The sequence below is a fragment of the Corallococcus terminator genome, from assembly GCF_049194865.1.
GTDB classification, from domain to species: domain Bacteria; phylum Myxococcota; class Myxococcia; order Myxococcales; family Myxococcaceae; genus Myxococcus; species Myxococcus terminator_A.
On sequence record NZ_JBLZWL010000110.1, the window covers coordinates 22,414 to 36,649 of the forward strand.

The window sequence follows — 14,236 nt, forward strand, 5'->3', positions numbered from 1 at the left end:
GGGCGCGGCGCCCCTCCAGCTTCGATACGAGAGACTTCACATCACGCTACAGGGCGGGACGATTCGCCAGGGCCTCGCGCAGGACGCGCAGGCACTCCTCGCGCTCGGCTCCCGCCAGCTCCAGCCGAGGCCCGCGCACCCGCTCGTGGCCCCAGCCGACCTCCTGCTGCACCAGCTTGATGAGCTGGACGAACTTGGTGACGGTGTCCAGGCGCAACAGCGGCAGGAACCATCGGTACAGCTCGAAGGCGGCCTGCTTCTTTCCGGCGAGCGCCAGCTCGAGCAGCCGCACGGACTCGGCGGGGAAGGCGTTGACGAGTCCGGCCACCCAGAAGCGCGCGCCCGCGTCGACGCCCTCGACGAGGCAGTCATCCACGCCGACGCCCAGGGCCAGCCGGTCTCCCAGGAGCGCGCGAATGGCGGTGACGCGACGGGCATCGGTGGAGGACTCCTTCACGGCGACCGCATTGTCGTGCTCGGCGGCCAGCTCCGCGAGGTGGGCGGGGGTGAAGTCCGTCTTGTAGGCGACGGGGTTGTTGTAGAGCAGGCACGGCAGCTTGGTGGCGCGAAGGACGGCGGACATGTGCGTCTTCATCTCGCGCCAGTCGCTGGAATAGACATACGGGGGCAGCACCATGAGCCCCGCGCAGCCCGCCTCCTCGGCGGCGCGAGCCAGCCGCACGGCCTCCGCGGTGGACAGCGCGGCGATGCCCGGGATGACGGGCACCTTCACCGCGTCCACGACGGTGCGCATCACCGCGGCCTTCTCCTCCAGGCTCAGCGTCGCGCCCTCGCCCAGGGAGCCGCAGGGGATGATGCCGGTGCAGCCCTGCGACACCAGCCAGCGCACGTGCGAGCGCACCGTACCGTGGTCGACGGACAGGTCCGTGTTGAAGGGGGTGGTGATGGCGGGGAGGACACCAGTCCAGAGGCTCATGACTCTCTCGTGTGGGTAGAGGAAACGTCCGAGGGAAGGCGCAGGCTGCCGATGCGCGCGGGGAGGCACGGTGGGCGCACGTCTTCGCCCTCCCAGCCGAAGAGGGTCTGCGCCGCGGTGCCGCAGGTGCGGCCCTGACAGGCGCCCATGCCCAGCCGTGCGTACAGCCGTGCCTCGCGCAGGTTCTGACAGCCCTCCAGCGCGGACATGGGCACGTCCTCGCAGCGACACAGCAGCGTGTCCGGCGTGGCCAATCGGCGCAGCTCCGCGCGCGGCGCGTCGTGCATCGCGAGCCGGGCGGCGAAGGTCCGCACGCGGTGCCAGGAGCGCTCCAGCTCGAGGGGAATGGGCTGCTCGGCGGCGACGAGTCCGGCCAGCTCTCCTGTGACGAGCGCCTGGTCCACGCCACCGATGCCGAGCAGCTCACCCACGGCGTGGACCTTGGGAACGCGAGTCCGCAAGCGGTCGTCGACGACCACCGCGCCAGACGCGGTCTCACAGCCCAGCAGCCGCGCCACTTCCAGGTTGGGTACCAACCCGTAGGCCGCGCCCAGGTAGTCGCATCGCAGGTGTTCTTCGCGACCGCGAACGGACAGGCGGACCGCCTCCAAGCGGCCCTCGCCTTCGGCGGCGGTGACCCAGGCGTCCGTGGACGTGGGCACGCTGACGAGCTTCGTCGCCATCAAGGCGCCCTGGAGCAGCTTGGACGGATGACGCCAGAGCTGGAGCGCGAAGCCCCAGTGACTCGCGGCGGAGGCCTGCTCGGCGATGTAGAGGACCTCGCCACCGTAGGAGTGAATCGTCGCGGCGGCGGCGAGCAACAGCGGGCCCGTGCCCGCGAGCACCACGCGCTTGCCCCGAATGGGGAGGCCGTCCTTCACGAGCACCTGGAGTCCACTGACGCCCAGCACTCCGGGCAGTGTCCAACCGGGGAACGGAAGGAAGCGCTCACGCGCGCCAGTGGCGAGCACCGCGCGGCCGTAGCGCACCGCGAACGAGGACGGGCCTTCTTCGACCAGGAGCACGCCCGGCTCGGGCGCCGCGACGACCCGAGCGCCCGGACGAAAGCGCGCGCCCGACGCGGAGAACCGGGTGAGCCAGCGACGCGCGAGTCGATTCGAGCCCTTTCGAGCCTCGCCTCGCCAGACCTGACCACCGGGCTCCGGCTGCGCATCGAGGACGAGCACATCCAGCCCCGCCTCGGCCGCGCGACACGCGGCGGCGAGCCCACCTGGACCTGCGCCGATGACCACGAGGTCACAGACCTCACGCATGGGAGCACACCTCGGCCGTGCGGCAAGCCGCGACGAGCCGTTGGAGTCCGGCACGGACAGAGAGGTCGCGGCGCTCACGCATCAGTCACCACCTCCTGGTCCTCGCGGCACGGCGTCAGACACATGAGGACCTCGGGCACACCGTCGATGGTGGCGCGGCACTCGAAGCAGACGCCCATTCCGCACAGGGGCCCACGGGGCCGTCCGCTCAGGTCCGCGCGACTGACGAAGCTGTCCGTCATCGCCAGCGCGGCCGCGACCGACGTCCCCACCGGAACGGTGACCGCACGTCCGTTGATGCGCAGGGTCACCACTGAGGCGTTCTTCAGCGCGGGCTCACGCATGAGCGACCCCATGACCCGCCGGCGTCAGGAAGCGCGCGGGTGAATACGGACGCGCATCAATGACACTCGCACGCCCGAGCAACTGGTCCGCCACCAGTCGCGCGCTGCCCGTGGCGGTGGTGATGCCGAGCCCCTCATGGCCACACGCCAGCCAGAGCCACGGCTTGTCCGGATGTGGCCCCAGCAGGGGCAGTCCATCCGGTGTCGCCGGACGCAGCCCCGTCCACACGCGCAGCGCCTGCAACCCATCGAGCCCGGGAAGGAACATGGCCGCGCGCTTCAACATGCGCTCCAACAGCGCCGCATCCACCTCGCGAGTCCCATCCCCTGGCTGCCGCGACGAGCCCAGCAGCAACTGTCCCGTGACGCGAGGCTGCGCGTTGAAGGCCACGGAGGCCCCATCCGTCCCGTGTGCGCTCTTGAGATAGCCCAGCTCCACCAACTGGTGGTGCACCACCGGAGCACCGCGCCGGGTGATGAGCAGGTGTCCCTTGCGCGGAGAGATGGGCAGCCCAGGACATAGCAAGGGACTCGCCACCCCCGCCGCGAGCACGATGTGCCGCGCCGCCAGCACCTCGCCATTCGCGAGCATGACCCCGCCCGGGCGCAGCTCCTGAACCGGACAGCCCGTCATCAACCGCGCGCCACGAGCCTGAGCACGCAGCGCGAAGGTCCGCGCGGCGAGCGGCGGATAGAGCACGGCATCCTCCGGCACACGCAGCGCCCCGACGAGCCCCGGAGCCAGAGCCGGCTCGGCCTCATACAGCGCCGCGCTGTCGAGCACCTCCGCGCGCACACCCGCGGCGCGGTAGTTGGCGACCTTCGCGGAGACCGCGGCCATCTCCTCGTCATCAGCGGCGAGCCACAGCGTGCCGCAAGCGTCGTACTCCACGGTGCGAGGCAGTCCGTCCGCCAGCTCCCGCCACAGCGCCACGGACCACGCCGTCAGCGCCAGCTCCGCCGCGTTGTCGTCCATGGCCACCAGGTGCCCCATGCCGCACGCGGTGGTCCCCGTGCCAATGGAGCGCGCCTCCACGAGCGCCACCGACACCCCTTCCGCGCTGAGCACATCCGCGAGCGCCGCGCCGACGATGCCACCGCCGACGATGACGCAGTCGAAGGCGCTCATCCGATGCCCCAGGCGAACGGGTCCGTCGGGTCCACCAGCAGCGTCGCCTCCGCGTTGACGGACGCGGTGCCGGTAATGGTGGGAAGGACGCGGTCCCCGTCGCGGACGTAGCGCGCCTCGAAGCGACTGCCGATGATGCTCTCCTGCACCCACGTCGCCCCCTCCGCCAGCGCACCCTCGGCGGCGAGACACGCGACCTTCGCGCTCGTCCCGGTGCCGCACGGAGACCGGTCATAGGCCAGCCCGGGGCACAGCACGAAGTTGCGAGCATTCACCCCCGGCGTCGGCGACGGCGCATACAGCTCCACGTGGTCAATCTCAGCGCCCTCCGCGCCGGTGATGCCCTGGTCCACGAGCGCCTGCTTGAGCGCGGACGTGTACGCGAGGAGCGAGGGGACCCGCGCCAGCTCCAGCGGCGGGTTCGTCGCACGAGCCAGGAAGAACCAGTTGCCGCCCCAGGCGATATCGCCGCGAACCTCCCCATGCCCCGGCACCGACACGGCCACGTCATGCGCCAGTCGGTAGCTCGGCACGTTGGCGATGCTGACGCTGCCATCCGGATGCAGCGTGGCCTTCACCACGCCCACGGGCGTCTCCAGCGAGTGGACACCAGGACCGATGCGGCCCAGGTACTCCAGCGTCTTCACCACGCCGATGGTCCCGTGGCCACACATCCCGAGATAGCCGACGTTGTTGAAGAAGATGATGCCGGCGACGCTCGACGCATGGACGGGCGGACACAACAGCGCCCCCACCATGACGTCGGAGCCACGGGGCTCGCAGACGATGGCCTTGCGGAAGGCGTCGAACTTCTCGCGGAAGCGCTCGCGCTGGCTCGCCACGTCGCCCGTCCCCAGCTCGGGTCCTCCGTCAATCACCACGCGCGTGGGCTCACCGCCCGTATGACTGTCGATGACACGAATGCGCCGCATGCGGACCGCTCCCTCTACCCGGGCCTCCATGAGCCACCCTAGAAGTCCCGAGGCGCTGTTTCTTGGGAGATTCGACCACACTCGCGAGGCAATCACGCAAATGCCCCAGCGAGCAGGCGCCCTCGGAGCCCCCACCCGGAACAGGCGTGCCCACGGAGGAAACCACCCGTGCGCGAGGTGACGCGCCCGGCCAGAACCGCCGACCCCTTCGATTCTCCTTGGCGACGGCCGCCACTGGCAGTGAACTCACGCTCCCTCAACCCTGGGAGCGTGCAATGAATCGTCAGACGTGGAGCGGAGCCGTCGTGGTGGCCTTGCTGCTGACTGGTTGTGGTGGAGGCACGGAGTCCCAGCTCTCGGAGGAAGCACCGTCCGCTGTCGGTCAGTCCCTCTCCGGCGCCTGGACCTGCGACCCGGCCGAATGGTGCCACGTCAGCACGCACTCCTTGGACTGTCCTCCGGGCGCCCCCTACGGGACGGCCTACGCCTGGCCCACGGAGGCGGGCGGCTACTGCACCCAGCGCTTCGCGTGCGGCGCCCACTTCCCCCTCTGCCCCGCCCCTGTCGACCCCTGACTTGAATTACTGTCGCCATGCAGTGGCATCCATCCCCCACTCATGGAGCGCGACATGAAGCTGCGTCACCACATCGGAGCCCTGCTGGCGGTCGGAGTCCTCTCGGGTTGCGGCGTCACCACGGAGGCGGAGCAGGAGCAGGCACCCGACGGCAGTCAGGTGAGCGCGCTCGACCCCTGCGATGGAACGATGCTGTGGGAATACAACTTCTACAGCGATGCCTCCCACTTCGAGCAGGTGGGCGGAATCATCTGCAAGTGCCGAGGCACCATCTCCACCTGGGGTGACACCTCGACGCCGTATGTCGGGTACTGGAGCGGCGTCTGCCCGGGGCAGCCCCAGCCCTGAGCCGAGCCACACGGCCGCGCTCGTCGAAAAAGAGACCTCCGCGACTTTCGCGGGGGTCTCGTGTTCAGGCAGGCCATGCGAAATCTCTACGTGTGTCTGCTGTCCTGCTGGCTGTGCGCCTGTGGTCCCTCCACCCCGCCGGAGGAATCGGCACCCTCCACCGCCACGGTCACCGAGCAGGACTCCCAGCTCGCGGGCTGGGCGGCCGTGCGCGCGCTGCTCGTCCAGCGGGCCGCGGCCGAGGGCGTCCCGGACCTGGGGCTGATGGTGTTCGACAGCAACGACACCCTCGTCTTCCAGCACATGGTCGGCACCTTCACGCCCACCCAGCGCGTGGCGGTAGCCTCGGCCTCCAAGATGGTCTCCGGGATGGTGCTGCTCGAGCTCATCAAGCGAGGGCAGCTCGGCCTGGACTCGACGACGGGCACGGTGCTCGGCTGGACGGGGCCCAAGGCCAGCATCACCCTGCGGCACCTGCTGTCTTTCACCTCCGGCATGGTGAGGGACCACGCCTGCACCACCACGCCGGGCATCACCCTGGCCACGTGTGTGAATACGCTCTCCACGCTGGCGCCCGTCGCCGCGCCGGGGACGCGCTTCGACTACGGCAGCACGCACCTGCACGTGGCCGCGCGCATGGCGGAGGTCGTCACGGGCAAGACGTGGAACACCCTCTTCAGTGACATCCTCCGCGCGCCGCTGGGCCAGTCCACGGCCGCCACCTACTACACGCTGCCGCGCCAGGGCCTCGGCACGCAGAACCCGCTCATCGCCGGTGGCCTGCGCGTCACCATGTCCGAGTACGCCGACTTCCTCTCACTCGCCTTCCACAAGGGCCAGACGCCGACGCTGACGATTGGCACTCCCGCCCTCTTCGACGCCCAGGCGCGCGAGCCGTACCCCAACGTCGTCATCGGCAACTCGCCCATGGCGGCGCTCGGCCTGCCCTTCCACTATGGCCTCACCGCGTGGCTGGAGTGCCTGACGCCCGCGCTCGGCTGCACGCGCCTCAGCTCCCCGGGCGCGTTCGGCTTCACGCCCTGGCTGGACCGCGACAGCGGCTACTACGCGATTCTGGGCATGGAGCTGAACACCACCGCGGGCGAGGGCGGCGTCGCCAGCTTCAGCGTGACGCTCGAACGAGACCTGGCGCCGCTCATCCGCGACGCCCTGTCTCCCTGACCCACGGCGCGCCTCACGCGCCCAGCGAGCCCGACTCGACCGCCTTCCGGGCCGAGCCGGACATGGTCTCCGCCAGCGTTTGCACCGAGCGCGCCACCTTCTGCGTCTCCTCCACGACGCGCAGGGTCTGCTGCATCTGTCCGGACAGGTCCTGGATGGCCACGGCAATCTGGGACGTGCCCGCGTCCTGCTGGGACACGGCCATGGAGATCTGCCGCACGCTGCCGCTCGTCTCTCCGATGATGCCCGCCAGCTTCTGGAGCTGAGAGCCTGAGATGCGCACCGCGTCCAGGCTCACCCTCACCCGCTGCTCGCCCTGCTCGCTCATCTTCGCGGCCTCGCGCATGCTGGTGTTCACGCCCTCCAGCACCTCGCGGATGCGCTGCGTGGCGAGGATGGACTGGTCCGCGAGGCTGCGGACCTCGCGCGACACCACGGCGAAGCCCCGGCCGTGCTCACCGCTGCGCGCCGCTTCAATCGCGGCGTTGACGGCCAGCATGTTGGACTGGTCCGCCAGCCCCTTCACCGTGTCGACGATGCCGGAAATCTCTCGCGTGCGCGCATCCAGCGCGAGGATGCGCCGGGCCATCTCCGACACCTCCGCGCGGATGGCCTCCAGGTTGTTCAGCGTCCGCTCGATGGCCGCGCCACCGTCGCGGCCCGCCTCCTCCGCGATGACGATGGAGTTGGCCAACAGCCGCGTCTTGTCCGCCGTCACCAGCGAGCCCTGACGGATTTCCTGCACCGTCTGCTCCAGCTCCTTGAGCGCCGTCGCCTGACGGCCGATGCCCACCGTCTGCTCGTCGCTGGACGTGCGCAGCTGCTGCACCACCGTCGCCAGCTCTCCGGCGCCGGTGCCCATGCCCTCAGCCAGCTCCCGCACGTCCTTGCGGCGCGCCTCCAGTTGGCGCGTGTGGGACTCCAGCGAGCGCACCACCAGCGTGGAGCGTCGCGCGACGATGCACACCAGCGACACCGTGAGCGCCACGAAGCCCCAGTGCATCTGCGAGCCTGACTGCTCCATCACCCCGAGCACGGGCAACGTGCTGAGCACGCACACGAAGGTGAGCACGCCCAGGCCCACGACGAAGATGCGCGCATCGGAGTTGCCTCGCCACGCGGCCCTGACCGCGACGATGAGGCACACGAACAAGCAGGGCAGCGAATAGAAGGTGAAGTACGAGAGGTTCCGGTACACCAGCCCCAGGTCCACGAACAGCAGCACGCTCTGAATCGCGGCGGGCACGGAGAGCACGACCACGCCCCAGCGGAACCAGCGCAGCTTGCCCTCCAGGATGCTGTCGGAGATGAACCACCCCAGGCCCGGCAGGAGGGTGTACGCGCCCAGCAACGTGAGCTGGCTGGTCAGCAGCTTCGCGTCCCACAGGGACATCAACAGCCCGCTGGAGCCCAGCAGCAGCACGCCCGAGCCGCTGGAGAAGACGGTGAGCGCCACCAGCATCCGCTGCTGTCGTCGCACCAGCGCCGCCACCACTGAGACACTCGCGACCACGAGCAGCAGCACGCCCATGATGAAGGGCGCCAGCCCCTCGCGCATCGCCCCGGCGGCCAGCGCGTACCGAGGCCCCACCCGGGCCTCCTGGCCCACGCCGATGATGGGCCCGTTGCTCTGGATGCGCAGCAACACCCGCGAGCCGATGACCGAGGGAGGCAGCGGCACCAGGCTCCACGCCATGGCCTCCACCGACTCGACGCCCGAGGGACGCAGCGTCCCATTCACGTAGATGCGGCGGCCACTGGCGTAGACCTCGAACGCGTTGGCCACGGTAGCCAGGAAGAGCGCGGGCTCCCCCCACGTGCCTTGCGGCACGGGGATGCTCACCCACAGGAAGTCGTTGGACGCGCGCCCCGGCGGCTCGTGCGCGGCAAGCATCGGCAGCCAGTCCTCCCGGTCCGCCTCATGCACCCACGTGGGCACGCCATCCGGCCCCATCGGCGAGTCACCCCAGCGATAGCGCCACCCGCTCTCCAACACCACGCTTCCATCGCCCGAGCCCGCCGCCCGCGCCGAAGGAGCGAGCACGAGCACCATGAGGAGAAGCCAGGTGAAGACCCCCGATGAAACACCCGAGACGAAACAACCCATCGACGCGCGACCCGAACAGCGGAGCAGACTCATGGATGAACATGATGCTCGGGCTTCTTTGATACGAATGTAAACGGGTCCCCCCCGCCCCGCCTGTCTACCCAGCGCGTGTTCCTGTTTCGCGTCGATGTTTCAAACGGGATGTATCGAATCGCGCGTGCCGCCGAGCGCTCGCGACGTCCCTGTTCCCCCGGGCCCGCTTCGCGGACGTCCACCTCTTTTCCCGGAAACCGGGCGATGGTTTCCCCGTGAGGGTCATTTACCGACCTCTCAAGGATTTCCGACGAGTCCGTCGTTAAGAGGGAACGCGGAGAAAGCGTCCGTGGGGCGGCCCGAGCCGGGCCGCGGGGGACACCATGAGCACGACGGAGCTGGCGGTCTTGTTGGAGGGAGCACGCGAGGGAGACCTGGGCGCGAGGGACGCGCTGACGGCGGCGACCTATCGGGAGCTGCGGCGGATGGCCCGCGCGGTCCAGCCCGAGGTGACTCCCCACAATCCCCTACAGCCCACCGTGCTGCTCCAGGATGCCTGGACGCGGCTGTTCGGGACGGACGCGCTCCAACCCGAGGACCGTCGCCACTTCTTCGGGCTCGCCGTCCAGGCGCTGCGGCGGGTGCTGGTGGACCGGGCCCGCGCCCAGCTCCATCAGCGGCGCGACGCGCGGCGGGAGTGGGTGAGCATCCGCCACCTGGACGTGGAGAACCCGGGCCCCGACCTGGAGGTCCTCCAGTTGGAGGGGGCCTTGTCGGAGCTGGAGACCTTCCAGCCCCGGCTCGCCCGGCTGGTGGAGCTGCGCTACTTCGCGGGTCTGAGCCTCCACGAGACGGCGACGGCGCTGGGTGTGTCGCATGCCACGATGAAACGAGACTGGGCCTACGCGCGTGTCTGGTTGACGGAGCGGCTGAGCCACTGAGGCTCGCCCGCGCTGTTTCAGTGCGCGTTGGCCATGCTCTCGAAGGGCCAGGGACGCGGCGTGACAGGCGTCCCCAGCCAGGAATCGGCGACGTGCTGCGCGAGCGTCCACGGCGCGCCGCCCGCGCGGTTCGTCAGGACGATGACGGTGAGGCGCTGGTCCGGATACTTCACGATGGCGTTGGTGAAGCCACACGTCTCGCCGTGGTGTGACATGCGCGTGCGGCCCTGGTCCTCGTCGACGAACCAGCCAAAGCCATAACGTCCGGAGGCGCCGTCCGGGAGCTTCACCGGCGTCCACGCGCGCGCCCGCGCCTTCGCGTCCACCAGCGTGTCGGCGTCCAGCGCGACATCCCACGCGGCCAGGTCCACGACGGAGGCGTAGATGCCGCCATCGCCCAGCACCGCGCTGGTGTTGCTCTGGTCCCTGGGCACGAAGCCTTCCTCGCGGCTCGCATGGCCGTAGGCGCGCTGGGGCACGGTGGACACGCCCTCCTCGTGGGCGACGGCCGAGGCCATGCCGCCAGGCGTGAAGACGCGCTCGCGCAGGAAGCGGGCGAAGGGCATGCCGCTCACGTGCTCCACGACGAGCGAGAGCACCGCGTAGGCGGAGTTGCTGTAGCGCACCGCGCTCCCCGGCGGGAAGTACGTGCGGTCCGCGCGCGCGAGCAGCGCGAGCACGTCGCGGTCCTTCACCTGCTCGGTCTGCGTGGCCGGGACGAACGCCTCGTAGTCCCAGATGCCGGAGGTGTGCTGGAGCAGGTGGTGGAGCCGGACCTCGCCCAGGTACGCAGGCAACCCGGGGAGCACGTCCACCACGCGGTCCTCCAACCGGAGCCCGCCCTCCTCCACCAGCAGCAGGACGGCCATCGCGGTGAACTGCTTGCTGAGCGAGGCCAACCGGTAGTGGCTCTCCGTCGTGGCCTTCGTCCGTGTCCCCACGTCGGCCAGTCCATAGGCACGACTGAGCACGACCTTTCCCTCATGGAGCACGACGACGCTGGCCCCTGGCCGCTCGGGCGCGTCGTAGTCCGCGAAGAGCGCATCCACCTCCTGAGGGCGCCGGACGTTCGACGTGGCGCCGGCACAGCCGACGAGGAGCGAGAGGACGGGCACGAGGACGGCTCCGAGCGCGGGGCGGATCATGCGGGGATGATGGACGAGAACGCGCCGCCGTCACGCGCGTGCGCAGCCAGGGCCCGACGCCGCACCGCGTAAAACATCCCGCGAGAAGTTGAGGACCGCCCGATGAGAGACCTGGCCGTCATGGCAGACGAGCAGACAATCGCTCGCTCCATCCGTCGCCCTGCATACGGACGGCGAGGGGGCGAGCCCTCCCCACATGGCATGGACCTAGGTCCAGACCCAACTTCAGCCTCCAGACGTACAAGCTGAAACGGATGCCTCCAGGGAGCAGGAGCCTGTCATGTGGAGCACATCTTCCTCGGTCTGGGCCGAGGGACCTCGGAGACGACGAATCCTGGGGCGGCTGCGGCGGCCCCATGGGGGCAGGACACTGGGAGCCGAGACGATGACCTTCGCCATGTTGGAAGCCTTGGGCGAGCGACACCAGTCGCCGCGTGGACCGGGAAAGCGCTGGCGGCGTTCCGCTCTGCGAACGCACGCGGACCCGGTGGACGAGTCGTGGGACGAAGAGGCGGTCGACTTCGAAGACGCCATCGCCTCCTGGTAACGCTCCTGCTAACAACCGGGGGATGACCGCGCCCCGCCCCAATCCGTTGTTGTCGGACCGCGACGTGGACTTCCAACTCGACGAGGTGGTGCGGGTCGCCACCCTGTGCGAGCTGCCCGACTTCGCGGAGCACTCCCGAGAGACCTTCGGCCTGCTGCTGGACAGCGCCCGGCGCTTCGCGCGCGAGGTGCTCTACCCCACCTATCGGACGTTCGATGTGGAGCCGCCCACCTTCGACAAGGGCCGCGTCCACGTCCATCCACTGATGCGCGAGCTGTACCCGCGCCTGGTGGAGCTGGGGATGCTCACCGCCACCCGACCTCCGGACGTCGGAGGCCAGCAGCTCCCGCTCACCGTCCACGCGCTCGCCAGCGCCTATCTCATGGCGGCCAACCTGAGCGCGTATGCCTACCTGGGCCTGACGCACGGCGCCGCGCACCTGCTGGAGGCCTTCGGCACGCCGGAGGTGAAGGCGGCCTTCATGGAGCCGCTCTACCGGGGCGAGTGGACGGGCACCATGGCCCTCACCGAGCCGCAGGCCGGCAGCAGCCTCGCGGACGTGCGGACGCGCGCGACGCTGGCGGCGGATGGGACGTGGCGCCTCCAGGGCTCCAAGATTTTCATCAGCGGTGGGGACCAGGACTTCACCGAGAACATCGTGCACCTCACGCTGGCGCGCACGGAGGGCGTGGAGAGCGGCACGCGCGGAATCTCCTTGTTCGCGGTGCCGGCGCGGCGGCGCGAGGGTGATGCGCTGGTGGACAACGACGTCCGCGTGGCCGGCGTCATCCACAAGATTGGCTGGAAGGGCATCCCCAGCCTCGTCCTCAACTACGGCGAGTCAGGCGACTGCCGGGGGTGGATGGTGGGGCAGCCCGGGCGCGGGCTGGCGTGCATGTTCCAGATGATGAACGAGGCGCGCATCATGGTGGGCCTCAACGGCGTGGCCACCGCGTCGGTGGCGTACCACGAGGCCGTGGCCTACGCGCGCGAGCGTCCCCAGGGCCGACCCGTGGGGACCAAGGACGCCACGCGCCCGCAGCACCCCATCATCGAGCACGCGGACGTGCGGCGCATGCTGTTGCGCCAGAAGGCGATTGTCGAAGGCGGCCTGTCGTTGCTGGTGACGGCGGCGTACCAGGCGGACCTCGCGTCGCATGCCACGGACGAGGACACGCGACAGCGCGCGGGGCTGCTCGTGGATTTGTTGACGCCGGTGGCGAAGACCTTCCCCGCGGAGCGCGGCTTCGAGGCCAACGCGCTCGCGGTGCAGGTGCACGGCGGCTACGGCTACTCCAGCGAGTACCTGCCGGAGGCGTGGCTGAGAGACCAGAAGCTCAACAGCATCCACGAGGGCACCACGGGCATCCAGGGGCTCGACCTGCTGGGTCGCAAGGTGGTGGCCGGTGGTGGCGCGGCGCTGGCGACCTTCGCGGACGAGGTGGGCCGCACGGTGGAGCGCGCGCGGAAGGCGGGCGTGGACCCCGCGTGGGGTGAAGCGCTGGAGCGCACCACGGGCGAGGTGGCGGAGCTCGTCTCGGAGCTGGGGGCGCGGGGCGCGGCGGGTGAGGTGGAGCTGATGCTGCGCCACAGCGCGGACTTCCTGGACCTGTTCAGCGTGCTCGCGGTGGCGTGGCGCTGGCTGGAGCAGGCTGCCGCCGCGAAGGAGGGGCTGGCACGCGGCTCGGGCGACGCGGACTTCTACGAGGGCAAGCTCGCCGCCGCGCAGTACTGGTTCGCCGTGGAGCTGCCGCGCATCCCGCTGCTGATTCAGCTGTGCCACACCGGCGAGGACTCCTACGCGCGGATGAAGCCCGAGTGGTTCTGAGCCCACTGTCATTGGGCTGGCGGAGTTCCCGGTGATGGCCAGGGCGCGGCGCCAGCACGGCCCCCGCCCTGGGCGTCACGGCTCGTCGGCCATGCCGTCAAGCTGCTCCATCGCAAGCTCGCGGTAGTAGCGGACGACTTCGACGGCCAGCACTTCGCGCATCTGCTGCCGCGCGCTGTCGTAGTCGCCCTGTCGCTGGAGCTTCCACATCCGGTGCAGGGCGTCTGTCAGGCGGTTCGACCCTTCGCCGATGCGGCGCTCTGCTTCGCGCAGCAAGGCCAGGGCACCATCACTGGTGCTCAAGGCCGCCTCCGCGTCGGGAATGGAGACTTCCTCGGCGGTGCGCAACAGGAGGGCGCGCACGTCGCTCGTGAGCATCAGCCGCGCATCTTCGCGCAGGACGCGCCGCGCGAGGGCGCGGAATGGGCTCCAGTTGGGTGTGCTCATTCAGTCCTCACCTCTTCTTCGGCTTGGAAGGGCGGCACATGTCAAGGGGCCAGTCATGCTGGCCTTCACATCTGCGTAGGCAGTCGGTGCAGGGGCCGGAGAACAGGCCGTTCGTGCAGGCGTTCCAGTTCTGGATGCACCGGTTCTTCCACTCGGGCAAGCGCGGGTCCTCAATGTAGTCATTCACATCCACGTCGGAGCCGGTGTGCGTGCCGGAGCCGGCGGCTCCAGCGGCCATGAGCGTGGCCGCCTCCGCAGCCGTAAGGCCACAGGCGGCGGGGTTACCCGGGTGGGCCTGGATGCAGCACGTCTCGCTGTCCATGCAACTCCCCCCAGCGGTGGCACATCGCAGGGAGAGCGCGGCGACGAGCGCGGCAAAGCCGATGGATTGCGCATTTGTCATAGGGAGAGGGGTGGCGCGATACCGGTTCAGTGGCCCGTTTCCACCCTCTTCAGTGCGAGCAGGCAGGGTGACCCGCTAGCGAGCCGCTGGTTGGGTTCATCCCAGTCGTTCGGGCCCTACAGCC

The 14,236-nt window shown here is 69.8% G+C and carries 13 protein-coding genes; 5 read left to right on the plus strand and 8 right to left on the minus strand.

The window, feature by feature from the left end; all coding sequences use genetic code 11:
- Positions 1-46: 46 nt before the first annotated feature.
- From ACN469_RS33925 to ACN469_RS33945, 5 genes are all read right to left on the minus strand, one after another.
- The gene (locus tag ACN469_RS33925) at positions 47-937 is read right to left on the minus strand and encodes a dihydrodipicolinate synthase family protein (protein ID WP_498774824.1); all 891 of its coding nucleotides are present in this window, start codon (positions 935-937) and stop codon (positions 47-49) included.
- Positions 934-2,211 (minus strand): FAD-dependent oxidoreductase, encoded by a 1,278-nt coding sequence (locus ACN469_RS33930; protein ID WP_498774826.1) that lies wholly within the window; start codon positions 2,209-2,211, stop codon positions 934-936. The genes ACN469_RS33925 and ACN469_RS33930 overlap by 4 nt, the downstream gene beginning before the upstream one ends.
- Before the next feature lie 74 nt (positions 2,212-2,285).
- Positions 2,286-2,555, minus strand: coding sequence for a (2Fe-2S)-binding protein (locus ACN469_RS33935; RefSeq protein ID WP_498774828.1), 270 nt, complete (start codon positions 2,553-2,555; stop codon positions 2,286-2,288).
- Positions 2,548-3,684: an NAD(P)/FAD-dependent oxidoreductase gene (locus tag ACN469_RS33940; RefSeq protein ID WP_498774830.1), complete on the minus strand. Its 1,137-nt coding sequence runs from the start codon at positions 3,682-3,684 to the stop codon at positions 2,548-2,550. The genes ACN469_RS33935 and ACN469_RS33940 overlap by 8 nt, the downstream gene beginning before the upstream one ends.
- Entirely contained in the window at positions 3,681-4,616 is a 936-nt protein-coding gene (locus ACN469_RS33945; protein ID WP_498774832.1) for a 4-hydroxyproline epimerase, read from the minus strand. Before ACN469_RS33945 ends, ACN469_RS33940 begins: the two co-directional genes overlap by 4 nt.
- A gap of 275 nt (positions 4,617-4,891) precedes the next feature.
- On the opposite strand from ACN469_RS33945, the gene ACN469_RS33950 reads away from it, so the two are divergent.
- From ACN469_RS33950 to ACN469_RS33960, 3 genes are all read left to right on the plus strand, one after another.
- The gene (locus ACN469_RS33950) at positions 4,892-5,191 is read left to right on the plus strand and encodes a hypothetical protein (protein ID WP_498774834.1); all 300 of its coding nucleotides are present in this window, start codon (positions 4,892-4,894) and stop codon (positions 5,189-5,191) included.
- Positions 5,192-5,245: 54 nt separating this feature from the next.
- Positions 5,246-5,539 (plus strand): DUF6289 family protein, encoded by a 294-nt coding sequence (locus ACN469_RS33955; RefSeq protein ID WP_498774836.1) that lies wholly within the window; start codon positions 5,246-5,248, stop codon positions 5,537-5,539.
- A 75-nt stretch (positions 5,540-5,614) separates the two neighbouring features.
- Positions 5,615-6,721: a serine hydrolase domain-containing protein gene (locus ACN469_RS33960; protein WP_498774838.1), complete on the plus strand. Its 1,107-nt coding sequence runs from the start codon at positions 5,615-5,617 to the stop codon at positions 6,719-6,721.
- A gap of 13 nt (positions 6,722-6,734) precedes the next feature.
- On the opposite strand, the gene ACN469_RS33965 is transcribed toward ACN469_RS33960, so the two are convergent.
- Complete coding sequence (locus tag ACN469_RS33965; protein WP_498774840.1) at positions 6,735-8,774, minus strand: methyl-accepting chemotaxis protein; 2,040 nt, start codon at positions 8,772-8,774, stop codon at positions 6,735-6,737.
- A 410-nt stretch (positions 8,775-9,184) separates the two neighbouring features.
- Here ACN469_RS33965 and ACN469_RS33970 point away from each other — a divergent pair, with 410 nt between their 5' ends.
- Complete coding sequence (locus tag ACN469_RS33970; RefSeq protein WP_498774842.1) at positions 9,185-9,742, plus strand: ECF-type sigma factor; 558 nt, start codon at positions 9,185-9,187, stop codon at positions 9,740-9,742.
- 17 nt (positions 9,743-9,759) lie between these two features.
- Here ACN469_RS33970 and ACN469_RS33975 read toward each other — a convergent pair whose 3' ends face one another.
- Complete coding sequence (locus ACN469_RS33975; RefSeq protein ID WP_498774844.1) at positions 9,760-10,857, minus strand: serine hydrolase domain-containing protein; 1,098 nt, start codon at positions 10,855-10,857, stop codon at positions 9,760-9,762.
- Between the two features lie 599 nt (positions 10,858-11,456).
- On the opposite strand from ACN469_RS33975, the gene ACN469_RS33980 reads away from it, so the two are divergent.
- On the plus strand, positions 11,457-13,262 hold the full coding sequence (locus ACN469_RS33980) for an acyl-CoA dehydrogenase (RefSeq protein WP_498774846.1): 1,806 nt from the start codon (positions 11,457-11,459) through the stop codon (positions 13,260-13,262).
- Positions 13,263-13,337: 75 nt separating this feature from the next.
- Here ACN469_RS33980 and ACN469_RS33985 read toward each other — a convergent pair whose 3' ends face one another.
- Positions 13,338-13,709 carry a DUSAM domain-containing protein gene (locus tag ACN469_RS33985; protein WP_498774848.1) on the minus strand — a complete coding sequence of 124 codons (372 nt, stop codon included), beginning with the start codon at positions 13,707-13,709 and terminating at the stop codon, positions 13,338-13,340.
- Positions 13,710-14,236 lie beyond the last annotated feature (527 nt).